This window comes from Colwellia sp. C1TZA3 (assembly GCF_007954265.1).
In the GTDB taxonomy this organism is placed as follows: domain Bacteria; phylum Pseudomonadota; class Gammaproteobacteria; order Enterobacterales; family Alteromonadaceae; genus Cognaticolwellia.
In genome coordinates this window covers 1-22,592 of sequence record NZ_VOLS01000034.1, presented here as the reverse complement: position 1 = coordinate 22,592, position 22,592 = coordinate 1, and the positions used below count along the sequence as shown (strand labels likewise).

The following is a 22,592-nucleotide window of genomic DNA, read 5'->3' as shown; positions in this document are numbered from 1 at the left end:
GTTAATTATTAAGGAACGTCCTTGTTACTTTGGTTTCGCAACGATATAAGAATTCACGATAATCCTGCCTTAGATTATTTTCTTGAACAACATAAAGGCTCAGAAACAGCTCAAGCGATTTTTTTTGTTAGTGAAAAACAATGGTTGGCTCACGACTGGTCGACAATAAAAATTGATTTTATAAAACGTCATGTCAACGCACTCGCCGAGCAACTGTTACCCTTAAATGTTAGTTTGCAGGTTGTTCATTGTGATGATTTTTCTGAGCAAATTTCATTTTTAAAAAATTATTGCCAGCAGCATAATGTTAGCGAAGTAGTGGCTAATAAAGAGTTAGAAGTTAATGAAAACCAACGGGATAAGTCTTGTCTTGAGCAAGGTGTTCCATTACAGATGTTTGAAAGTGATGTTATCGTTGAAAAAGGTAAAGTGTTAAACAAAAGTAGTGAGATGTATAAGGTTTTTACTCCTTTTAAGCGGGCTTGGTTAACTTATGTCAAACAGCACAGTTTCCCTTACCTCGGCAAGCCTACTCCTAAAGATGCAACAACGCCCAACAGCCAAGTACAGCTAACATTAAACACACCTTTACACTGTTCTAATGAATCCGCGGCATGGCCTTTGGCTGAACAAGTTGAACAACAAGTTATTCCAGACTTTTACCGATATAAAGTGGCGGGTTACGGACAAAAACGTGATTTTCCTGCCATTAAAGCAACTTCGGGTTTGTCACCTTATTTAGCGATAGGTGCTATTAGTCCGCGCTATTTACTGTTGTTATTCATTCAACGTTTTCCTGATATTTTAGTCGCATCAGACAGTGAGGAATTTACGTGGCTAAATGAGCTGATCTGGCGCGAATTTTATCGAAATTTAGTATTCCATCAACAGAGTTTATCAAAACATCAATGCTTTAATCCTAAGTATCGTGCGATGACTTGGCCTAATAACCCTGAGTTGTTCGAGGCATGGTGCCAAGGTAAAACCGGCTACCCATTAGTTGATGCTGCCATGAGGCAACTTAATCAAACTGGCTGGATGCATAACCGATTGCGTATGGTGGTAGCGAGCTTTCTAACTAAGCATTTACTGATTGATTGGCGCTGGGGAGAGAAATATTTTATGCAGCAGCTTATTGATGGCGATCTTGCGTCTAATAACGGTGGTTGGCAATGGGCGGCAAGTACCGGTTGTGATGCCCAGCCTTATTTTCGTGTATTTAACCCGATTAGACAAAGCGAAAGGTTTGATCCAAAAGGTACGTTTATTCGTAAATACATACCAGAGCTGGCGAAATTACCTGATAAAGAGATCCATTTTCCACACCAATATATGGCGAAAGAAAAATTATCATCTTATTGGCCAGCAATAGTAGATCACAAGCAAGCTAGGTTAGCAGCCCTTGAATTTTACAGAGTGTAATATCAAGTTGATTAATTGGTATAATACCTATCAAGCTAACTAGGTAAGCTATTTTAAAGGTTTAAATATCGAATAACATGGCTGAATTAAGCGCCTTACTTACACAGATATAGCTGTCTATTTTTAGTTTGGAGCAACAAAAATGTATTCTTAAAAGTTTATCCTTATTATTTATGCTGAAATAAAGCTAAAGCATTAACTCAGCATAAGTGATCTTATGGCGATAATTTTTCGCATAAAGATTTAATGCGATGATAAAATAAAGAGTACTCATGTTAGACCAAAATGTTCCACAAACAGCTAAATTTAGTGCTCAACCTCAAGATGCATTGTGGTTAGCTAAGTTTATTGAGACCTACCAAAAGCTCTCAACTGATAATTTGCAGTTGCTAGCTGACGTTTACCACCAAGACATCGTATTTATTGACCCGATGCACCAACTGACGGGTTTTGAACAGTTAAAAAACTACTTTAATCAACTTTATAAAAAGCTTAGTTATTGTGATTTTAAAATTGAACACGTAATAGCCCATGACTCTGAAGCGGCTATTTACTGGCAAATGAGTTATCAACATCCGCGCTTAAACTCAGGTAAAACTGTTATTGTGCAAGGTAGCTCACATCTTAAAGGTGTTGGCGATAAAGTTGTTTATCATCGAGATTACTTAGATTTAGGTGCCATGCTTTACGAGCAATTACCTTTGTTGGGTCGGGTTATTCGCACGCTTAAAAATAGAGCAGCAAAGGAATGAATATGAAAGGTACTATTCTCATCACAGGCGCTACCTCTGGTATAGGTGAGTCATTGTTGCATCACTATTTAGCCAATGACTATCAAGTTATTGCTTGTGGCCGTAATCAAGAAAAGCTTAAACAATTAGCCACTGATAATACCAATGTTGTTCCTATCGCTTTTGATATCACCGATAAAGAACAGATCCGTGCCGCGGCAAATAAAATCAGCGCCATAGAGCGCATTGATATTTTAATGCTTAATGCTGGTGATTGTCGCTATATTGATAATGCTAAAGCTTTTGATGGTGAATTGTTTGCTAGTGTCATCGCGACAAATTTACAGTCTTTGGGCTATTTACTTGAGTATTTCTTGCCAAAAGTTACCGCTGGAGGGCACGTAGTATTTGTTAGTTCTAGTGCAACTTTACTACCGTTTCCAAGGGCCGAGGCCTATGGTGCTTCTAAAGCTGGCATCGATTATTTAGCAAAAAGCTTACGGCTCGATTTAAAAGCTGAAAATATAGCGGTTACCCTAGTTCATCCTGGATTTATTAAAACGCCATTAACTGATAAAAATGACTTTGCTATGCCATTTTTATTGACCAGTGAGCAAGCGGCTAGTCGTATTTACCAAGGTGTAAGTGCTCGAAAACACTACCTACACTTTCCTAAAAGACTGACCCTGATCATGAAATTATTCGCACTGCTGCCAGACTTTATTTGGCAAAGTGTTGCTTTAAAAAATGAAAAATCTTTAAACAATGAAAAAGCCTTAAAAAAAGAAGAAGAGTTAAGGAATAACAAGAAATGAAACGTATTGCCATTATAGGTGCTGGTGTATCAGGTTTAACTGCCGCCTATTTGTTATCAAAAAAGTATCAAGTCTGTGTTTTTGAAAAGTCTGCTCATATTGGTGGGCATACTGCGACAGTTGATGTTGAATTAGAAGGTCAGTCTTACGCCATTGATACCGGTTTCATTGTTTTTAACAATAAAACCTATCCCAATTACTTAGCGTTATTAGATGAAATTGGTGTCGGTAAGCAAGAAACACAAATGAGTTTTTCAGTGCATAACTCAGATACAGGCATGGAATATAACGGCCATAACCTCGATACCTTATTTGCTCAACGCCGTAATATATTTAAGCCTAAGTTTTGGTGGTTGGTAAAAGAAATTCTTCGATTTAATAAGCTTTGTAAGCAAAGTTATCAAGCGAAAAACTATCACGACAGCCTAACTTTAGGTGAGTTCTTACAAGAAAATAAATTCAGTGATCACTTTGCTGAACACTATGTGCTACCAATGGGAGCGGCTATTTGGTCTAGCTCGTTGGAACAGATGCAAGTACTGCAATTTCATTTCTTTGTTAAGTTTTTTCATAATCATGGCTTATTGAATATCGCTGATCGTCCACAGTGGTATGTGGTGCCAAAAGGCTCAAGAAGTTATTTAGCTCCGCTGTGCAAGCCCTTTGCGGATAACATTTATCTTAATGCCGATATAAGTGCTATTACTCGCGAAAACAATGCAGTGCAGTTATGTTTTGCCAATGGCGAAAGCCAGACCTTTGACGAAGTGGTTTTGGCATGTCATTCAGATCAAGCCTTGGCATTACTGGCTGACGCTAGTCAGCAAGAGCAAGAAATATTAGGTGCGATACCTTATAGCGAAAACTCAGTGGTGCTACATACCGATATTAATTTATTACCAAAAAGAAAAAAAGCCTGGGCGAGTTGGAACTACCAATTGAGCGCTAACAGAACTAAACCCGCTAGTGTTACCTACAATATGAATATTTTGCAGGGCTTAAACGCCAAGCACACATTTTGCGTAACGTTAAATCAGCGCGAAGATATTGACCCAAGTAAAATTTTACGCGAATTTACTTATCATCATCCGGTGTTCTCAACCAGTTCTATCAGTGCCCAAGGTCAACGCTCAGCAATATGTGGTAAGCAGAATACTCATTTTGTTGGCGCCTATTGGTATAGCGGTTTTCATGAAGACGGGGTGAGAAGTGCGGTAGATGTTGCGCAGCGATTTGATTGTTATTTGCAAACAAACTCATTGAATCAAAATGATGGTTGAGCCTTCAGCGCATAGTCATATTTATTGTGGCCAAATAACTCATCGACGATTCACGCCAAAATCGCATAGCTTTAGTTATCAGTTATATATGTTGGCGCTAGATGTTGATGAAATGCAAGCTAAGCAAAGTCCAAAAGGTATTTTTGGTTTTGCTTGGTTCAATTTTTTGCGCTTTAAAGAAAATGATTACCTTAAAGGTGAACCAGAAGGTCTTAAACAACGTATAAAAAATAAGATACAGGCCTTGTCTTGTCGCGGAGAATCTTGTGCTGAAAAATTGGATGCTGCAGATATAAGTCGCATCACCATGTTAGTTCAGGTTAGGTGTTTAGGGCTGTATTTTAGTCCAGCTAATTTTTATTTCTGTTATAACGCCAATGAAATTTGTACGCAAGTGTTGGTTGAGGTTAGTAATACGCCATGGAACGAACGGCATTATTATTTAGTACCATTAACGAGTAATGATACTAATGAGCCAGATTTAACGCCACATGTTACTGATAAAAATTTCCATGTATCGCCCTTTATGGATTTAAATATGTGCTATAAATGGTTTATTAAACCGCCAATGGTAGATAGTTCAAACTTATTAGTGCATATAGAAAATCACCGTAACACTGTTAATGATGATGGCAGTGAGATAAGAACTGACGAAAAAATATTTGATGTCACCATGAAATTAACCAAAGCGCCATTTTCGAGGGCTTCGTTATGGCAACTCTGGTTTAATATGCCCGTGATGACCTTAAAAATAGTGTTGGGCATATATTGGCAAGCCATAAAGCTCTTCTGGAAACGTATACCATTTATTGGTTACCAACAAGGTAAGCCGAAAAGGTAAACCAAAAAAACTTAAAGCAGGAGTTTAGTGGTGGAACAAGTCTCAGGATTGAAAATTAAAAAGTCAGCGAACTGGTTAGATAAACGCTGTCGTAGTTTAGTGCACTCGGTTTTTGCAAAACTTAAATCTGACCAAATTGAATTAGTTGATAATGATGAGCATTTTCTTTTCCCAGAAATTGCTCAAAGTAACGCCCTAGTAGGGCGTATGAATATACATGACAGCAGTGCTTATCGTGATTTTGTTAAAGGCGGCTCTATTGGTGTAGCCGAAGCTTATATTGCTGGTAAATGGACTAGCCCAGATTTAACCACCATCGTGCGTATATTTGCCCGCGCTCAGCAAGAAACTGATGCACTTGAAAAGCAAAGACCTTGGTTAACAAAGCTTAAAGACGCTTTGCTGCATCGAAGTAATGGTAACAGCCAGGCAGGTTCAAAAAAGAATATTTTGGCTCATTATGATTTAGGTAATGAACTTTATTCACGATTTCTCGATCCTGAAATGATGTATTCATCAGCAATTTATCCCGATGAGCAAGCAAGCTTAGCGCAGGCACAATTACATAAAATGTCGACTATTTGCCAGCGCTTAGAGTTAACAGCTGATGATCATTTACTAGAGATAGGTACAGGTTGGGGCGGTTTAGCTATTTACGCTGCGCAGCAATACGGTTGTAAGGTTACTACGACAACAATTTCTGATGCCCAGCATGAATATGCTAAAGAGCGTATTGAACAGCTAGGGTTAGCAGACAAAATAACCTTGTTAAAAGAAGACTACCGCGACTTAACTGGTGAATACGACAAACTGGTTTCAATCGAGATGATAGAAGCGGTTGGTTTTGAATATTTACCAAGCTTTTTTAAGCAGTGCAATGCCAGGTTAAAGCCGGGCGGTAAATTATTGATACAGTCTATTACTATTGCCGATCAGCGGTTCGATCATTACAAACAAAATGTTGATTTTATTCAGCGCTATATCTTTCCTGGTGGTTTTTTACCTTCTATTACTGTGCTTACCGGGCACCTGACGGAATATACTGGCTTAGTCACTGAGTCGATTAATGATATAGGTTTAGATTATGCAAAAACCCTAGCGCACTGGCGTGAAGCTTTTTTAAAGTCTTGGCCTGAGCTTAAACCTTTTGGCTATGATGAAGAATTTAAGCGCCTTTGGCTTTATTACTTCGCTTACTGTGAAGGCGCTTTTCTTGAGCGCGCAACCAGTACTGTGCATTTAGTGGCGAGAAAATAGCAGTTATACCAATTTGATTAATTAAGTGATCACCTTTTTCATGAGGAAAAATAGATAGATACAAGACATAAAATTTAGTCAGTAGTTATTCACCTTATAAATTTTATAACGCTGTAGTTATTCATTTTAACCATTAAAAATGAGCAGGTAATTAATCAACTTGGTATTATACCAATCCCATTAAGTTATTGCTCACTTGTACTAGTTAAAATAGCTCAAGGCTGTGTTGCTCTCAATCCCAATAGCCAGCTATTGCTCAATCGAGCGCCTTACCTTGAGTTATTTTACCTGCGCACAACAAGATCACAAACTTAATGGAACTGGTATAATATATTCAATTAGGTCGGTATTAACCGCTTGGTCGTAAAAAACAGCATCGGCAAATTGCATTTCTCGATGAGCATTAAGTGTTAAATGGTCGGGATTACTGTCACGGGTATGGATAAAAACAATTTCACCACTGGGTGACGGTGTTTGAGTTTGTAAACTGGCAATTAATTGTTGCTCAGCCATGGTTGTGTTACCCGCTAAAATCGCTTGTACTATACTCCCCCCCCCTTAATGTGCGTTCCCAAAAAGTGCGACGGTCACGCATACTTCTTACTCGCGTTTTAACATGATCTCTAAATTTAAACGAAAAGTCAGCTAATTTTCCATAGCCATTAGGTAAAGTTTTTTCAATTTGCTCGCGTAACATGCGTAGAAATTGGTGCGCTACCAGAACTCGACATGGCGATTATTATTGGACTTAGGTCAATAATAGCTGGGGTATATACCCGCATTAGAGCATAAAATAAATGAGCAGCTTACAACACAGTCAGATTATTTTCCTGACTTAAAATATAAGCCAACACAAAATTTTACGGCACGCTGGATATTTTTTTTCAAGGATTACATGTATTAACTATCTCACCACATCGGGAACTGTTGGTGAATTTAAAAAAGAGGAATAGCATCATTATTGATTGTTTAGGGCCAATATATCAAAAAAACATGCTTGAAAATATGAAGATTTATTCCTAAAACTGTTGCGGAATGTCGGATTAAACTCATGTTTTTTATTTAGCCATTTCCCCGTATAAAAAGTAATTCACTTAACCACTTAATAACTAGGTCACTAAAAAAATTTAAGGGTTATAAATTTAAATATGGCATCGAAAATAGCATCAAATAAAGCCTGCAGAAAAACTGCGTAGAGCCTATTTTTGAGCTATTGATAAAAGCTTAGATAAGTCTGAAAGTAGCACAAAAACCGCCATACGATAATGATAATGATTATCACTTGCAATTGATTGGAAGTGCGCTTATTATGCAGTTAAATAATAATCGTTCTCATTTGTATTTGGTTGGTCCATGAAAAAATGTTTAATATCTCTCGTGGTTTACGGGTTTTTTTCTGTCAATAATTATAGTTTTGCGGCGACGCAGTCAGAGTTGGAGTTATCACTAGAAAAACAGCAAAAGCAGTTACAAGTCATTCAAAAAGAATTAGCTGACTTGAGAGCAGTAGCTGTTGAGATAGCTAAAAATGAACCGCTGGTTGCCAAGCAAAGTCATGTTGGCGAAAAAAACTGGCAAATTAACTCCTATGGGAGTGTACTTTATAATAGCGAAGAAGTTTATAGTAATATTCAAGATACCAAGCCTGAGCGCCGAAATACTACAGATTTAGAGCGCGTAGTATTAGAGTTTATTTATGACTTTGATAGCCAGTGGCAAATGGAAGTTGAGCTTGAATATGAACATGGTGGTACAGGTGCAACGCTAGAATATGATGGTTTTGAAGAATTCGGTGAATTTGAAACTGAGGTTGAAGCTGGTGGCGAAGTTGTTGTTGAAAAAATGCAGGCAAAATATATTGCTAATGAGTATTTCACCGTAAAATTGGGCCATATTTTTGTGCCTGTTGGCTTGGGCACTGACTTACATAAACCCTCGCAATATTTTTCAACGCAACGTTATTGGAGCGAAGCAACACTTATTCCACAAGTCTGGCATGAAACCGGTGTGAACTTAATTAGCAAATGGCAAAACTTCACGGCACAAACCTTAATAACGACCGGACTTAATTCAGAATTTTTTCGCACCTATAATTGGGTCGGTACGGGGCATCAAAAACGCTTTGAAACTGTAAATGCTGATGACTTAGCATTCACCTTCCGCCTAGATTATGGTGATATTAAAGCGGGTAAAGGCATTGGTGTCAGTTACTACACAGGTAATACCTCAGGTAACCGTAACAACAACACTAAAGTTGATGGCGATGGCAACCTTACTATTTACGGACTCCATGGTGTTTATAATTACGAAAACTGGTTAGTTCGTGGTCAATATTTATTTGGCACTTTAGATGATAGCCAAGCAATAACCAATGCGAATAAAACCACGCCAGGTTTGAAACCAGGAAACTTTTCACAATTAGGTAGCGAGGCAGAGTCGTCATTTGTAGAGCTATCGTATAACAGTCAAGCACTGTTTAATTTGAATAAACCACTTTATTTATATGCAACCTATGAATATGCCAACCCAATCAAAAAGGTTGATCAAGGTATAGCTACTGATCGTTTCAATAAGCAATCAATTGCCATTGGTATAAATTATTTACCAATAAAAAATATAGTCCTAAAAGCACAAGTTGGTCAGCAAATGTCTGAGCAAAATATTTTGGACGATACCACCAGCTTCAGTTTATCGATGGGCTATTTCTTTTCTATATAACACAATTAATTAAATTTATTTTAAGGTATACAACATGATATTTAAAAAATCTTTACTGGCACTTTCTAGCTTCGCTTTGTTACTTACTGCTTGTGGTGGTGGCGGTAGTTCGTCACCAGAACCTAAAATTGAGCCAACAGGATTTACTTTTACCGCAACGGAAATGATTACTAACATAACCAATGACGTGATTGTTGCAGGCTATAAAAACCTTAACGTTGAAGCTAATGACTTTGTCTTAGCCACACAAAATTTAGTCAACACGCCTACTGAAGAAAACTTAGCAGCAGCGCAGCAAGCTTGGAAAGATGCTCGTATACCGTGGGAGCAAAGTGAGTCACATATTTTTGGTCCAGTTGATGCGCTTTCTATTGACCCACATTTAGATACTTGGCCACTCAATACTCTTGATTTACAGGAACTATTAGACTCTCAGGGCGGTTTTAGCGCGGAAGAATTAAAAACCTTTAATGACGATGTTCAAGGTTTTCATACCATGGAGTTTTTATTATTTGGTGATGGTGTTGCCGATAACGAAAAAAACATTGCAGAAATGACCACGCTTGAGCGCGAATATTTATCCGCGGCAGCAGAAGTGTTCAAAACTTATACCCAAATGTTGTTTGATGCCTGGACGGTAGCCAATGACGCTAATGATGCCAATTCTTCTGCTTACAAAGATTTATTACTAACAGCAAATAATGATGTTTATGCTTCTCAGTTAGGCGTAGTAGAAGAACTGATTAATGGCATGATCGCAATTGTTGACGAAGTAGGTAACGGAAAAATAGCGGAACCTTTTGGTAGTAGTATCGCTAACATTGACACCTCAAAAGTGGAATCACAATATAGTTGGAATTCATTAGCCGATTTTACAGATAATATTATTGGTGTGCAGAATATTTACCGTGGTGAATTTCCAGAGCAAGCAGATAAAACAGGCATTATTGATTTTGTAAAAGCAGCTGACGCAGATTTGGCGACACGCGTAGATACTGAAATTGTTACAGCAATTGCAGCAATTAAAGCTATTGCGGGCACTACTGACTTACCTTTTAGACAAGCCATTAACGATGCTGATGCGCGTGTGAAAATTCAAGCAGCCATTGAGGCTTTATCAATACTGCAAACATCACTTGAAAATGATGTTTTAACGAAGTTAAAACAATGGCAGCAATAACATAGTTAAATGCTAGTGATCAATTCTCAAGGAGAAATATTGTGCAAGGACGCACATTTATTTAACCGCGTGCTCTGGAAATAATACCAATGAAAAATTTAAGTAGAGCAAAATTATCAAATTTGTTCATGGTTATTGCCAGTTTGATTATGATTTCAGGCTGTGACTCAAGTAGCTCAGATGAAAAAACCAATGAAATAAGTCAAGTTGCTTATACCCACGTTAGTAAGTTAGGGGGAGATGCAACCGCCATTGACGCTAGTGATTCAGGTCATGGCTTTTCCACGCCTATGCTTAATTTAACTGACCAAGAGCTAGAGCAACACTTAGCGGGTGATGTTAACTTTGAAACGGCCTTCACCACTGCGCCAAATAATGAACACCCTGACTTAGATGGCTTAGGGCCGGTATTTAATAATCAAGACTGTAATTCGTGTCATCAACGAGATGGACGGCCTTCAACAATTACCTTAGCAAAAGGGCAAAAGCGGGTATTGTTAGGGCAAAATGCTGGTATTTTTTTGCGAGTAAGTATCGACGATGGTCAATGCTTAAATCCGTCAAAAGATAATAATTATTGTAAAAATGTTGCTGTAGATGGTTTTGGTACGCAACTTTTTCATCGAGGCGTATTAAAGGCCCGGAGTGACTGGCAAAGTAAACCTTTTATAGGCCAAGCCAATGTTTATCTTTCTTATGAGTATTCAACTGTGAGCTATGCTGATGGCAGCTCAGTTGAACTTAAAAAACCCGTGTTTAGTATTGAACAACCTTATGACGTCAGCGATGAAAATTATATCAACAGTGCTATTTTACAAGCCGATGTTCGTTATAGTCCTAGAAATGGGATGCCGGTGTTTGGTTTAGGTTTGCTTGAACTTATCAGTGACGCTGACATCTTAGCACTTGCAGATGAAAACGATGCTGATGGCGATGGTATTTCTGGACGCCCTAATTGGGTGTTTGATGCTATAAAAGCTAAAAATGGCGATGATACTCCTGTTTCATTAGGGCGTTTTGGTTGGAAAGCGAATACTCCTAGCGTGCGTGTACAAGCGCTTGGCGCACTGCATGGTGACATGGGCATAACTAATCCTTTATTTCCTGAAGAAAGTATTGTTAATACAGCATTGCATGAAAGTTATCTTACGCGGACGGGATTTGTGGACACAGGTCTTGACCAGCAGGGTAATACTGAAGCGACTCAACAGTTTTCCGATGAGGTGGTATTTTATGTTGAAACATTAGCGGTACCTGCTCGGCGTAACATTGCTGATGAATTAGTCATTGCTGGTGCGCAATTATTTGCCCAAGTAAACTGCACGGGCTGTCATCAACCTGACTTTACGACTTTAGTTGGCGAGCCGTTGCTTGGTGGTTTAACTGCGCCAGAAGCACTTAAAGGCCAGCATATTTATCCATTTACCGATATGTTACTGCATGATTTAGGTGCGGGATTAGCCGATAATCGTCGTGATTCTACGGCAACGGGTCAAGAATGGAAAACTAGACCTTTGTGGGGAGTAGGCTTAACGAAAACCGTTAATCCTGCGGCAGGTTTTCTACATGACGGTAGAGCCGCCACCGTTGAAGAGGCTATTCTATGGCATGGTGGCGAAGCTGAACAAAGTAAACGTGATTATATGGCCTTGGCAGAAGTTGAGCGTAAGTCATTAATTAATTTTGTTATGTCGCTGTAATGAAAGCAGCATTAATATAAAGCGCTATTGTCAGATTGTATAAAACGATAGCGCTTAAACGTTATTAATCGCCACTGATAATTTCTTTAGTGGCGACATGGCTAATTTTTAATGCTTTATTGTGTGGCAATGCTCGATAACCAGCCAAAAAGTAAATTACTTTTTGTCCTTGCTCGGCTAACTCTATAGCATGTTGATAATTAATTAATATACTTGAGTTAATGGCTTGGGGGAATTTTTCTGCATCACGACGGACATATTCAATAAGGTCAACATTAACCTCACCATCATAAAAAAGAGCATCAGCAAACTGCATAGCGCGATGGGCGCTTAATGTTAAGTTGTCTGGATTACCTTCTTTAGTATGGATAAAAACAATTTCACCACTGGGTGGCGGTGTTTGAGTTTGTAAACTGGCAATTAATTGTTGCTCAGCTGAGGTGGTTCTACCATCTAAAATGGCTTGTCCGATACTGCCGCGTAAAGTTCGCTCCCAAAAAGTTCGACGCTCGCGTAAACTTTTCACGCGCGCTTTAACATGGTCTCTAAATTTAAAAGAAAAGTCAGCTAATTTTCCATAGCCATTAGGTAAGGTTTTTTCAATTTGCTCGCGTAACATACGCAGTAAAATAGGTGCGCTTCCAGAACTCGACATGGAAATTATTATCGGGCTTCGATCAATAATAGCTGGGGTTATATAGGTGCACAGTTCAGGTTGGTCAACAACATTGGTCAGTAGTTTTAACTGAGTGCTCTCTGTTGCCACCGCGCTATTAACTTCAACACTATCGGTAGCAGCAATGACAATATTACTGTTGCTCAGGTGGCCGGGCTGATAATTATGCTTGAGCCAATTCAATTGGTGCAAATTGACCAAGCGCTCAACGCTGCTATTAAGTGTTTCAGACATAATAGAAATGTTAGTTGTCGATTTTAATAACAGCTCTATTTTACGTGCTGCTACTTCGCCACCACCTATAATCATGGCATTAATATGTTTGGCATCTAGATATATAGGAAAGTACTTCATTATCTCACTCTACTTTTTGGCTTTATTTACCAGCTTAGCGACACTGCGGTCACTAAGCTTATAATCATTAAAAGGGTATTAATACCAAGTTGATTAATTACCTGCTCATTTTTAATGGTTAAAATGAATAACTACAGCGTTATAAAATTTATAAGGTGAATAACTACTGACTAAATTTTATGCCTTGTATTTATCCATTTTTCCTCATGAAAAAGTAGATCACTTAATTAATCAAATTGGTATTAATACTTTGCTAATCGCTAAACCATTACTATCACCATAAATATATTGGCCCGGATTAAAGCTTAAGTCGGCAAAGTGAATAACGTGGTTAATTTCACCTTTACCGAGTTTCTCGGTTTTTATTGGGCAGCAGCCGAGGGCTTTTACCGCAATAGGTAAAGTGGCAATAGTACCCGCGTCACGAATACAGCCATTAATAACAATGGCTTGCCAGCCATTTTTTACTGCTAGTTCAGCTAGCATGTCGCCGAGTAAGGCGTTAGTCATACTCGCTTTGCCATCAACCACCATCACTTTGTTGGTACCATCAGTGGCCACCAGTTCCTTGACTTTGGAATTGTCGTTATAACAGCTGACGGTAACTATTTCGCCAGAGAATATAGTGTGGCCACCATAGTCATTAAAAATCGGCTGAGCTAAGGAAAGCTGCTCGCTATGATCATCAAATAAGTCGGGTAGTAGATCTAACATTTTTATCCCTAAGGTTTGCACTCTAGTGTATTGAGCATCAATGAAGCTTTATTTTACCAGAACACTCAATTTATATCTGCACAGCGTAGGGAATATTGAGTATAAAGCTAATCTATTTTCGTAGACTGGAAAACTCTATTCATTTTTACATTGACTTAAAGTAACCAAATAACGTCCATCGGCTTTCACATTATCTAATACCAATCCCATTAAGTTATTGCTCACTTGTACTAGTTAACATAGCTCAAGGCTGTGTTGCTCTCACTCCCAATAGCCAGTTATTGCTCAATCGAGCGCCTTACCTTGAATTATTTTTCCTGCGCACAACAAGATCACAAACTTAATGGAACTGGTATAAGGCCTTTGTTCATACGACCATAATAGCTTTTTAGATTTGTTAATCTTGCTGCTATATATAAATCACTGGCAAAGTTAGGTATTTGCAAGTTGAGTTACACTGAGTTGAGTTACATTGAGTTAAGAACAAGGCCAAGGAGAGAATTTTATATTGGCCATTTGCTGCGCGGCTATTCGTATTACTTACACTATGTCAAGCATCATGCTGCTAGGCTGATTTTTTCTATCAAGCATTTGTTACGCAGCAGCTTCTTTACTGACAATGCTGAGTGGCTAAGAGAAAGCTAATACAGGTATAAACTTCAAGAGTGATGATCCTATGGCTATTATTTTGTAGCGTTCATTTTCTGTTTACTTTAGCAATGACCCAAGGCTATTAATAGCCAGACCATCTGCAGCTATTGCTAGAGTATATGGACAAAGTAGTTACTTTGTCGCGCTAGAGGGTGATAAACTAGCAAAAAATTTTAATGAGAAAAAACATGCCTTGGATCCAGCTTAGATTAAGTGCCAATGAAGAGACAGCTGAAAAATATAGCGATTGGTTGAGTGCTTGTGGTGCACAAGCCGTCACCTTCATTGATGCCAAAGATACCCCTATATATGAGCCATTGCCTGGTGATGAAGTTATTTATTGGAATAATACCGTAGTAATGGGTTTATATGATGCCAGTCATGATATGGACAAGGTGTTGAATTATTTAAAAGCTATTCATCCAGATAAAGCTAAAATGGCCTATAAGCTTGAGCAGCTTGAAGACAAAGATTGGGAGCGTGAATGGATGGATAATTTCCATCCCATGAAGTTTGGCCAGCGTTTATGGATTTGTCCAAGCTGGCGAGATGTACCCGACCCTAGTGCAGTGAACGTTATGCTCGACCCTGGCTTGGCATTTGGTACTGGCACCCATCCAACAACCGCTTTATGTTTAGCTTGGCTCGACGGTTTAGATTTAGTCGGCAAAACAGTGGTCGACTTTGGCTGTGGCTCAGGAATTTTGTCATTAGCGGCGCTTAAATTAGGTGCAAAAAAAGTTATTGGTATTGATATCGACCCACAAGCGTTACAAGCAAGTTTAGAAAACGCTAAACGCAATCAATGTGAAGACCGTTTAGCATTATTTTTACCGAAAGACCAACCTGAGTTTAAAGCCGATGTGGTGGTAGCAAATATCTTAGCCGGACCATTACGTGAACTTGCTCCGGTTATTATTAACTACCTAGCGAGCGATGGTGTGCTTGCTTTGTCTGGTGTTTTAGAAGAGCAAGCGCAGCAATTACAAACTCAGTATGCTGAATTTTGTCAAATGGACGCTATTACTGTTCAAGACGAATGGGTGCGTTTATCTGGTGTTCGTCTTTAGTCGGCGATTAATGGCCTAAAAATGAGCAGCTTTTGTTATCAAATTGTACAGAAACTGCTCGCATCAACACTTTAGAAAATGTCAATATGAAAAACGTGAAAAAAAGCGCGTTTTGTTCAATTTATATCCTTTTCAATCTCAAAAAAAACACGTAAACTTAGCGCCCTTTTGAATAGTAGCTCAAAAAAACAGCAGCGTGAAGATAGGTCCATACACTTTAGCAAGCAATACAATGCTTGCGCCCATGGCGGGTATTACCGATCAACCATTTAGACAACTATGTTGTCAGATGGGGGCAGGCTTAGCGGTATCTGAAATGATGTCATCTAATCCAAAAGTGTGGAATACCGGTAAATCTCAGCGCCGAATGTTGCATAGTGAAGAAGCAGGTATTCGTTCCGTACAAATTGCCGGTTCGGATCCTGAAGAATTAGCTTTTGCCGCTAAGCATAATGCTGATAACGGGGCACAAATTATTGATATCAATATGGGCTGCCCAGCAAAAAAGGTAAATAAGAAATTAGCAGGTTCAGCGTTACTGAAAGAGCCTGCATTAGTCGAGCAAATTATTAAAGCTGTGGTTAATGCGGTGGATATTCCAGTAACGTTAAAAATTCGAACCGGCTGGTGTGAAAACACTCGCAATGGTATTGAAATAGCCAATATTGCTGAGCATAACGGCATACAATCACTTGCTGTGCATGGTCGTACTCGTAATGACTTTTATAAAGGTAATGCAGAGTACGATACCATTAAAGCAATCAAGCAAGCGGTGAGTATTCCAGTTGTTGCTAATGGCGATATTACTTGTGCCGAGAAAGCGGAACAAGTGCTGAATTACACTGGGGCTGATGCCATTATGGTCGGTCGCGGTGCCCAAGGGAAACCTTGGATTTTTCGAGAAATTAATTATTTTTTGAAAACGGGTAGGCATTTGCCTGCTCCTTCAACGGATGAAGTACGCTCAATTTTGATTGGGCATGTAATGGAATTACACAAATTTTACGGTGAATTTATGGGTTTACGTTTTGCCCGTAAACATGTTTCTTGGTACATGCAAACGCATGAACAAGGAAAATCGTTTCGTTCTATTTTTAATGCACTCGAGTCAGTTACTGAACAACTTGACGCATTAACTATGTATTTTGATAATTTAACTTTAGAAAGAGTCTGAACTTTATGTTTGAACAAAATATTTCCTCTCCATTTATTACCGGTGATCTACAAACTCAGACAAAGGCCTCGCCTTTACGCACACAAGCAAAAGTAGCCATTAAAAACTACTTGTCTCAGTTAAACGGTAATGACGTTGATGATATGTACGACCTTGTACTTTCAGAAATTGAAGCGCCAATGCTTGAAGAAGTCATGCAATACACGCGTGGTAACCAAACCCGCGCCGCTAACTTATTAGGCATCAACCGTGGTACTTTACGTAAAAAGTTAAAAAAATACGGCATGAACTAAGAAGTACGACAGGTTAGCCTGTCAATTAGAAGCACCCTCGGGTGCTTTTTTGTTTTTAGAGAGATAAAAGTTATCCAAGTAGTCAACTTTTAGCCATTTAAAAACTACCGCATATCAAGCACGTAAAATAGATATGTGTCATAGGCCAGACAACCCTTTTAATTTATAGGTAATTAGAAAACCATGGATACACCACGCCCAATCAAACGTGCACTATTAAGTGTTTCAGATAAAACCGGTATTGTTGAATTTGCTCGCTCGTTATCAGAACAAGGTGTTGACCTTTTATCAACGGGTGGTACCGCTAAGTTATTGGCTGAAAATGGCATTAAAGTAACTGAAGTATCTGATTACACCGGACATCCAGAAATTATGGATGGTCGAGTTAAAACCTTACACCCGAAAGTTCATGGTGGTATTTTAGCGCGTCGTGGTATCGACGAAGTTGTTATGGCTGAAAACAATATCAGTGCGATAGATTTAGTGGTGGTAAATCTTTATCCCTTCGCCAATGCTGTTGCTGATGACAATTGTTCATTAGAAAATGCTATTGAAAACATCGATATTGGTGGCCCAACTATGGTGCGTGCTGCGGCTAAAAATCATAAAGACGTCACCATTGTGGTCAATGCCCATGATTATGAACGTGTTTTAACAGAAATGGCAGCGAACAATGGTTCTTTGGTTTATCAAACACGTTTCGATTTAGCTATTGCTGCTTATGAACACACTGCTGCTTACGACGGTATGATTGCTAATTACTTTGGTAAAATGCTACCTGCGTATGGCGCAACTGCATCTGAAGCTTCTGTTAACTCATCAGTAAGTGAAAAAGTTAAATTTCCACGTACGTTTAACAGCCAGTTTATCAAAACTCAAGACTTACGTTACGGTGAAAACTCACATCAAGATGCCGCTTTTTATAAAGAAGCTAATCCTGAAGCAGCGTCAGTTTCTACTGCGACACAATTGCAAGGCAAAGCCTTATCTTATAACAATATTGCTGATACTGATGCAGCATTAGAGTGTGTTAAAGAATTTGATGAGCCGGCTTGCGTTATCGTTAAGCATGCAAACCCATGTGGTGTCGCTATTGGTGATGATATTTTGGCGGCATATGAAGGCGCTTATAAAACCGATCCTACTTCAGCGTTTGGCGGTATTATTGCCTTTAACCGCGAGTTAGATGCAGATACTGCACAAGCGATCGTTTCTCGTCAATTTGTTGAAGTTATTATCGCACCCAGCGTGTCAGCTGCGGCGGCAAAAATTGTTGCCACTAAAGCTAACTTACGTCTATTAGTCTGTGGTCAATGGACAAGTAAAACTACCGGTTTTGATTTTAAACGTGTTAACGGTGGTTTATTAGTACAAGATACCGATCAAGGCAGCGTAACAACTGACGACTTAACGGTAGTGACTAAACGTCAACCTACCGATGAAGAGATGCGTGATTTACAATTTTGTTGGAAAGTCGCAAAATTTGTTAAGTCTAACGCGATTGTTTACGTTAAAAACAGTGCAACTATCGGGGTTGGTGCAGGCCAGATGAGCCGAGTATACTCAGCAAAAGTAGCGGGTATTAAAGCGGCAGATGAAAATCTTGAAGTTAAAGGCTCTGTTATGGCATCAGATGCATTCTTCCCATTTCGTGATGGATTAGACGCCGCCGCCGAAGCAGGTATTACTGCGGTAATTCAGCCGGGTGGTTCTATGCGTGATAATGAAGTTATTGCCGCCGCAGATGAGCATAATATCGCGATGGTATTTACCGGTATGCGTCACTTTCGTCATTAAGTCACCATGGTAAAATAAAAATGCTCAGATAGGGTTAATGATCTTGAGCATTTTTATTGCAGAAATACTGCTGAGTCGTGTCTGTGTAATAAAATTAATCATTAGACACACTCAATCAAGCTTAAATGCTGTCTTTTGTTGATAAGATAAGAGTAACAGCACTGATCATCTGAAAGAAATCTGCTATAACTAGCCTACATAAAAATTCACTAGTTAATGGAAGATAACAATGCATACAACAACTCAAACTCTCAAAAAAGTTTTTACCGCGTCAATCGTGTCTGCAACTCTATTATGCTCTAGTTTTGTTAACGCTCATCAGGATGCTCATCAGCAAAGTCAGCTTGAACAAGCTATCACTGGAGAACATCGCTCAGCAAAAAATAAAGCCCGTGATGAATATCGTCATCCGCTACAGACGTTAGCATTTTTTGGTTTTGATCCGTCAATGACTGTGGTCGAAATTACCCCGGGTGGTGGTTGGTATACTGAAATTTTAGCTCCCGCAGTAAAAGGTACAGGTAAACTTTACGGTGCTCATTACCCCGATACTGGCGAAGATAATTATTATAGTAATTCACGTAAAAAGTTAGTTGAAAAATTAGCCAGTGACGCGGTATTTAGCGAAGTAGAGTTAACTAACTTTATTCCGCGTCAAGCAAGTGAACTTGCACCGGCAGGTACAGCCGATATGGTCCTGACTTTTCGTAATTTACATAACTGGCGCGATGAAGGTGTAGAACAAGCTTTTAAAGATGCTTACAAAGCATTAAAAAAAGGTGGTGTATTAGGTGTGGTAGAACATCGGCTACCTGAAGGTACTGATCCTGAAAAAGCGATGGGTTATGTATCGCAAAGCAAAACTATTGCACAAGCAAAAGCGGTAGGGTTCACTTTAGCAGCAAGCAGTGAAATAAACGCAAACACTAAAGATATGGCTATTTATCCAAAGGGTGTATGGACCTTACCACCAGTATTACGTTTAGGTGAACAAGATAAAGCAAAATATATAGCGATTGGCGAAAGTGATCGTATGACATTAAAATTTGTAAAATAACATAATTGAGTCGCTATAATTTGATCTTTGCAGATTATAGCGGCTCTAAAATATTAGGAATGTAAGTAAATGAATGTTTTGGTCATTGGTAATGGCGGTCGTGAGCACGCATTAGCGTGGAAAGCTGCACAATCATCTTCAGTAACAAAAGTATTTGTTGCACCAGGTAATGCAGGAACGGCGACAGAAGCTAAGTTGGAAAATATTGCAATATCGGCTGGTGATATTTCAGCCTTAGTCGATTTTGCCAAAAACAACGAGGTTGTGCTAACCATCGTTGGGCCTGAACAGCCCCTGGTAGATGGTATTGTTGATGCTTTTCAAGCCCAAGGTTTAATGATTTTTGGCCCTAGTGCAAAAGCAGCACAACTTGAAGGTTCAAAATCATTTACTAAAGACTTTTTAGCCAGAAATAATATTCCAACCGGTAGTTATCAAACCTTCACTGAAATTGAGCCAGCCCTTGCGTATGTTCGTGCACAAGGTGCGCCAATCGTTGTTAAAGCCGATGGCCTTGCTGCTGGTAAAGGCGTAATTGTTGCGATGACGTTAAAAGAAGCAGAAGACGGTATTAAAGACATGCTTGCCGGCAATGCTTTTGGTGATGCGGGTCATCGTGTGGTGATTGAAGAATTCTTAGCAGGTGAAGAAGCTAGCTTTATCGTTATGGTTGACGGAAAAAATGTTTTAGCCTTCGCCACCAGCCAAGATCATAAGCGTGCCTATAATGGTGATAAAGGGCCAAACACTGGTGGTATGGGCGCTTATTCTCCAGCACCTGTTGTGACACCAGAGATCCATCAACGCGCTATGAATGAAGTTATTATGCCAACTGTTGAAGGTATGGCGAGAGAAGGCGCACCCTATACTGGATTTTTATACGCAGGCTTGATGATTGACACTGATGGTACCCCAAAAGTTATTGAGTACAATTGTCGTTTTGGTGACCCTGAAACTCAGCCAATTATGATGCGATTAAAGTCTGATCTTGTTGAGTTGTGCATCATGGCTTGTCGTGGCGAGTTAGACAAAGCAAGCATTGACTTTGATTCACGGCCTGCAGTAGGTGTGGTGATGGCGGCAGCTAATTACCCTGCTAGCTATCCCAAAGGTGATGTTATTTCTGGTCTAGCAACAAATAATGCCACGGATCGAAAAATATTCCATGCCGGTACAGCTGAAAAAGATGGTGCAATTGTTACCGCAGGTGGCCGAGTTTTATGTGCAACAGCATTAGGCAATAATGTTACTCAGGCACAGCAAGCAGCCTATGAATTATTGCAAGAAGTTTCGTGGCAAGGTGTTGAGTACCGTACTGATATCGCTTATCGAGCGATCGAGCGTGAACAAAGCTAACTTGGCAGAATAACCATCATAAAATATTAAGCCCAGTAATGACTGGGCTTTTTTGTGCAGCATTATAGCCGCTCCACTTCAAGGTGCAGGTTTGTGTTCAGTTATGTAATTTTGCCAAGGTTTCTTTTTTCGCACCACCGGCTATTGCAGCCGCAATTGCCGAGTCCCTATCAAATCCCAAATCAATAGCGGCTTTAACAATGGCATTATTATGGTTATCAGTGCTCTGATTAACTGCGGTCGTAATAACTCTGTTGGCTTCACCGGGGAACAAAGCTAATATATCTTTAACTATGTTACCTGCCTGCTCCGGTATGGCTGTAATAGCTGCGGTTAAAATATTCAATATTTGGCTGGGGTAATTTGATGCGGTGTTGTTAACAATGTTACTAACGTCGTAAGGTTCAGTCCTTATAGCAACGCGGACAATATTTTCTATCTCACTTGGATTAAATTTTACTGCTGTATTTACTATTTCTTGAGCATAAGCTGGCTCTGCGGTAATAGTTATTTCAACCAACTCACTACTAGGGGCAACTTTAGCTTTAATCGAATTTTGTATAACATCGCAGGCTAAAACAGGTTGAGCAGATAATGCACCCAGCATTATTTCACGATATTTTTCTGGGTATCGAGCAAAAGCTACTGCCATAACAACATCTACTTTCTCCGGATAGCGTGAGAGTATTGCATGGACACTGCTTTGAATGGTTCTTTGTTTCTTTACTTGTTGGTTTAATATCTTAGCAATCAAACGTTCATGTTTATATTCGGCAATATCCTTCGCCACAACTGTACTACTAATGCCAGCAAGCATTAACAAGATGATAAGTTTTTTCATTTGTTATGCTCTCTGTACAAACATCGTGGTGAAGCCCACTTTATCTGTAGTTTGTTATTATTATTATGCGCAAATACAATATAGAGCATAAAATACATAATATCTCCTGTTTATTCGTACATAAGAATATGCTTTTTGGACAAACTGCTAGCCAAATTTTGCTAACTAGGCAGTCATTAGTCCATAAAATAGCCGGATAGTTCAATTAAAAAACAAACAAACACTTAATCAACATTTAAGGACAATTAAGTGTTGACGTGAAGCGAGAAATCGCTAGAATGCGCTCCAGTTCCAAGGGGTCACCCCAAAGAGCTGTTTTAATAGGTTATCTCATGCAGTTAAGACTGATTTGATTAACTTAACGTGATAAAACGAATTGTTTGGAAGTTAAAAAAACTTTTAAAATAAAACGAAATAAGCGTTGACATTAAAACAGAGTTGCGTAGAATATGCATCTCGCTTCAGGCAAGGCCTGCAGCAACGAAACAAAGCGAGTGAGATTTTGTTTCGGTTAGTTTCCTCCTCGGAGATAAACTAACTTTCTTTAACAATTAGTTATCATGCAATTTGTGTGGACACTCACATTAACGTTGATTTTACATAGTTATCCTCGGATAACAAAAAAACAGCTTAATATGATGTCACACAAAGAATAAGTATCATTT

The 22,592-nt window shown here is 39.1% G+C and carries 20 protein-coding genes and 1 pseudogene; 16 read left to right on the top strand and 5 right to left on the bottom strand.

Annotated elements, in window-relative coordinates; all coding sequences use genetic code 11:
* Positions 1-21: 21 nt before the first annotated feature.
* The 6 genes from phrB (at position 22) to ESZ39_RS11115 (ending at position 6,346) form a co-directional block, all read left to right on the top strand.
* The gene (phrB, locus tag ESZ39_RS11140; RefSeq protein ID WP_146879972.1) at positions 22-1,422 is read left to right on the top strand and encodes a deoxyribodipyrimidine photo-lyase; all 1,401 of its coding nucleotides are present in this window, start codon (positions 22-24) and stop codon (positions 1,420-1,422) included.
* 272 nt (positions 1,423-1,694) lie between these two features.
* Positions 1,695-2,174: a nuclear transport factor 2 family protein gene (locus tag ESZ39_RS11135; RefSeq protein WP_146879971.1), complete on the top strand. Its 480-nt coding sequence runs from the start codon at positions 1,695-1,697 to the stop codon at positions 2,172-2,174.
* Between the two features lie 2 nt (positions 2,175-2,176).
* A complete protein-coding gene (locus tag ESZ39_RS11130) occupies positions 2,177-2,968 on the top strand; it encodes an SDR family NAD(P)-dependent oxidoreductase (RefSeq protein ID WP_146879970.1) in 792 nt (263 codons plus the stop codon).
* A complete protein-coding gene (locus ESZ39_RS11125) occupies positions 2,965-4,248 on the top strand; it encodes an NAD(P)/FAD-dependent oxidoreductase (RefSeq protein ID WP_146879969.1) in 1,284 nt (427 codons plus the stop codon). The genes ESZ39_RS11130 and ESZ39_RS11125 overlap by 4 nt, the downstream gene beginning before the upstream one ends.
* The gene (locus tag ESZ39_RS11120) at positions 4,238-5,089 is read left to right on the top strand and encodes a DUF1365 domain-containing protein (RefSeq protein WP_191321767.1); all 852 of its coding nucleotides are present in this window, start codon (positions 4,238-4,240) and stop codon (positions 5,087-5,089) included. The genes ESZ39_RS11125 and ESZ39_RS11120 overlap by 11 nt, the downstream gene beginning before the upstream one ends.
* A 30-nt stretch (positions 5,090-5,119) precedes the next feature.
* The gene (locus ESZ39_RS11115) at positions 5,120-6,346 is read left to right on the top strand and encodes an SAM-dependent methyltransferase (RefSeq protein WP_191321766.1); all 1,227 of its coding nucleotides are present in this window, start codon (positions 5,120-5,122) and stop codon (positions 6,344-6,346) included.
* Between the two features lie 303 nt (positions 6,347-6,649).
* Here the strand turns inward: ESZ39_RS11115 and ESZ39_RS11110 are convergent, their stop codons facing one another.
* A complete protein-coding gene (locus ESZ39_RS11110) occupies positions 6,650-6,859 on the bottom strand; it encodes a hypothetical protein (RefSeq protein ID WP_146879968.1) in 210 nt (69 codons plus the stop codon).
* Positions 6,860-6,866: 7 nt separating this feature from the next.
* The gene (locus tag ESZ39_RS18385) at positions 6,867-7,043 is read right to left on the bottom strand and encodes a hypothetical protein (protein WP_146879967.1); all 177 of its coding nucleotides are present in this window, start codon (positions 7,041-7,043) and stop codon (positions 6,867-6,869) included.
* Between the two features lie 81 nt (positions 7,044-7,124).
* Here ESZ39_RS18385 and ESZ39_RS18060 point away from each other — a divergent pair.
* The 4 genes and pseudogenes from ESZ39_RS18060 to ESZ39_RS11090 form a co-directional block, all read left to right on the top strand.
* Positions 7,125-7,369 (top strand): annotated as a pseudogene (locus ESZ39_RS18060) (hypothetical protein); the annotation flags it as partial.
* A 330-nt stretch (positions 7,370-7,699) separates the two neighbouring features.
* Positions 7,700-9,064, top strand: coding sequence for a hypothetical protein (locus tag ESZ39_RS11100; protein ID WP_146879966.1), 1,365 nt, complete (start codon positions 7,700-7,702; stop codon positions 9,062-9,064).
* Positions 9,065-9,098: 34 nt separating this feature from the next.
* Positions 9,099-10,244: an imelysin family protein gene (locus tag ESZ39_RS11095; RefSeq protein WP_146879965.1), complete on the top strand. Its 1,146-nt coding sequence runs from the start codon at positions 9,099-9,101 to the stop codon at positions 10,242-10,244.
* 89 nt (positions 10,245-10,333) lie between these two features.
* Complete coding sequence (locus ESZ39_RS11090) at positions 10,334-11,944, top strand: di-heme oxidoredictase family protein (protein ID WP_146879964.1); 1,611 nt, start codon at positions 10,334-10,336, stop codon at positions 11,942-11,944.
* Positions 11,945-12,008: 64 nt separating this feature from the next.
* On the opposite strand, the gene ESZ39_RS11085 is transcribed toward ESZ39_RS11090, so the two are convergent.
* Together ESZ39_RS11085 and ESZ39_RS11080 are read right to left on the bottom strand one after the other, a co-directional pair.
* Positions 12,009-12,974: an NAD(P)-dependent oxidoreductase gene (locus ESZ39_RS11085; protein WP_146879963.1), complete on the bottom strand. Its 966-nt coding sequence runs from the start codon at positions 12,972-12,974 to the stop codon at positions 12,009-12,011.
* 231 nt (positions 12,975-13,205) lie between these two features.
* Positions 13,206-13,688: a putative 4-hydroxy-4-methyl-2-oxoglutarate aldolase gene (locus tag ESZ39_RS11080; RefSeq protein WP_146879962.1), complete on the bottom strand. Its 483-nt coding sequence runs from the start codon at positions 13,686-13,688 to the stop codon at positions 13,206-13,208.
* Between the two features lie 839 nt (positions 13,689-14,527).
* Here ESZ39_RS11080 and prmA point away from each other — a divergent pair.
* The 6 genes from prmA to purD all read left to right on the top strand — a co-directional run bounded on the left by prmA (position 14,528) and on the right by purD (position 21,086).
* The gene (gene prmA / locus ESZ39_RS11075) at positions 14,528-15,409 is read left to right on the top strand and encodes a 50S ribosomal protein L11 methyltransferase (protein WP_146879994.1); all 882 of its coding nucleotides are present in this window, start codon (positions 14,528-14,530) and stop codon (positions 15,407-15,409) included.
* Between the two features lie 196 nt (positions 15,410-15,605).
* On the top strand, positions 15,606-16,583 hold the full coding sequence (gene dusB / locus ESZ39_RS11070) for a tRNA dihydrouridine synthase DusB (protein WP_146879961.1): 978 nt from the start codon (positions 15,606-15,608) through the stop codon (positions 16,581-16,583).
* A gap of 5 nt (positions 16,584-16,588) precedes the next feature.
* Complete coding sequence (gene fis / locus ESZ39_RS11065) at positions 16,589-16,876, top strand: DNA-binding transcriptional regulator Fis (RefSeq protein WP_044832893.1); 288 nt, start codon at positions 16,589-16,591, stop codon at positions 16,874-16,876.
* Positions 16,877-17,059: 183 nt separating this feature from the next.
* Positions 17,060-18,673, top strand: coding sequence for a bifunctional phosphoribosylaminoimidazolecarboxamide formyltransferase/IMP cyclohydrolase (gene purH / locus ESZ39_RS11060; RefSeq protein WP_146879960.1), 1,614 nt, complete (start codon positions 17,060-17,062; stop codon positions 18,671-18,673).
* 229 nt (positions 18,674-18,902) lie between these two features.
* Positions 18,903-19,730, top strand: coding sequence for a class I SAM-dependent methyltransferase (locus tag ESZ39_RS11055; protein WP_146879959.1), 828 nt, complete (start codon positions 18,903-18,905; stop codon positions 19,728-19,730).
* A 69-nt stretch (positions 19,731-19,799) separates the two neighbouring features.
* Positions 19,800-21,086 (top strand): phosphoribosylamine--glycine ligase, encoded by a 1,287-nt coding sequence (gene purD, locus ESZ39_RS11050; protein WP_146879958.1) that lies wholly within the window; start codon positions 19,800-19,802, stop codon positions 21,084-21,086.
* Between the two features lie 97 nt (positions 21,087-21,183).
* Here the strand turns inward: purD and ESZ39_RS11045 are convergent, their stop codons facing one another.
* On the bottom strand, positions 21,184-21,927 hold the full coding sequence (locus tag ESZ39_RS11045) for a hypothetical protein (protein WP_146879957.1): 744 nt from the start codon (positions 21,925-21,927) through the stop codon (positions 21,184-21,186).
* Positions 21,928-22,592: the final 665 nt, after the last annotated feature.

Excerpts from the sequence above, each read along its gene's own strand:
- ESZ39_RS18385 (WP_146879967.1), bottom strand. The coding sequence starts at position 7,043 with ATGTTACGCGAGCAAATTGAAAAAACTTTACCTAATGGCTATGGAAAA.
- ESZ39_RS11080 (WP_146879962.1), bottom strand. The coding sequence starts at position 13,688 with ATGTTAGATCTACTACCCGACTTATTTGATGATCATAGCGAGCAGCTT.
- ESZ39_RS11085 (WP_146879963.1), bottom strand. The coding sequence starts at position 12,974 with ATGAAGTACTTTCCTATATATCTAGATGCCAAACATATTAATGCCATG.
- ESZ39_RS11045 (WP_146879957.1), bottom strand. The coding sequence starts at position 21,927 with ATGAAAAAACTTATCATCTTGTTAATGCTTGCTGGCATTAGTAGTACA.
- ESZ39_RS11100 (WP_146879966.1), top strand. The coding sequence starts at position 7,700 with ATGAAAAAATGTTTAATATCTCTCGTGGTTTACGGGTTTTTTTCTGTC.
- ESZ39_RS11125 (WP_146879969.1), top strand. The coding sequence starts at position 2,965 with ATGAAACGTATTGCCATTATAGGTGCTGGTGTATCAGGTTTAACTGCC.
- ESZ39_RS11135 (WP_146879971.1), top strand. The coding sequence starts at position 1,695 with ATGTTAGACCAAAATGTTCCACAAACAGCTAAATTTAGTGCTCAACCT.
- ESZ39_RS11055 (WP_146879959.1), top strand. The coding sequence starts at position 18,903 with ATGCATACAACAACTCAAACTCTCAAAAAAGTTTTTACCGCGTCAATC.
- ESZ39_RS11110 (WP_146879968.1), bottom strand. The coding sequence starts at position 6,859 with ATGGCTGAGCAACAATTAATTGCCAGTTTACAAACTCAAACACCGTCA.
- purH (WP_146879960.1), top strand. The coding sequence starts at position 17,060 with ATGGATACACCACGCCCAATCAAACGTGCACTATTAAGTGTTTCAGAT.
- ESZ39_RS11095 (WP_146879965.1), top strand. The coding sequence starts at position 9,099 with ATGATATTTAAAAAATCTTTACTGGCACTTTCTAGCTTCGCTTTGTTA.
- purD (WP_146879958.1), top strand. The coding sequence starts at position 19,800 with ATGAATGTTTTGGTCATTGGTAATGGCGGTCGTGAGCACGCATTAGCG.
- fis (WP_044832893.1), top strand. The coding sequence starts at position 16,589 with ATGTTTGAACAAAATATTTCCTCTCCATTTATTACCGGTGATCTACAA.
- ESZ39_RS11130 (WP_146879970.1), top strand. The coding sequence starts at position 2,177 with ATGAAAGGTACTATTCTCATCACAGGCGCTACCTCTGGTATAGGTGAG.
- prmA (WP_146879994.1), top strand. The coding sequence starts at position 14,528 with ATGCCTTGGATCCAGCTTAGATTAAGTGCCAATGAAGAGACAGCTGAA.
- ESZ39_RS11090 (WP_146879964.1), top strand. The coding sequence starts at position 10,334 with ATGAAAAATTTAAGTAGAGCAAAATTATCAAATTTGTTCATGGTTATT.
- ESZ39_RS11120 (WP_191321767.1), top strand. The coding sequence starts at position 4,238 with ATGATGGTTGAGCCTTCAGCGCATAGTCATATTTATTGTGGCCAAATA.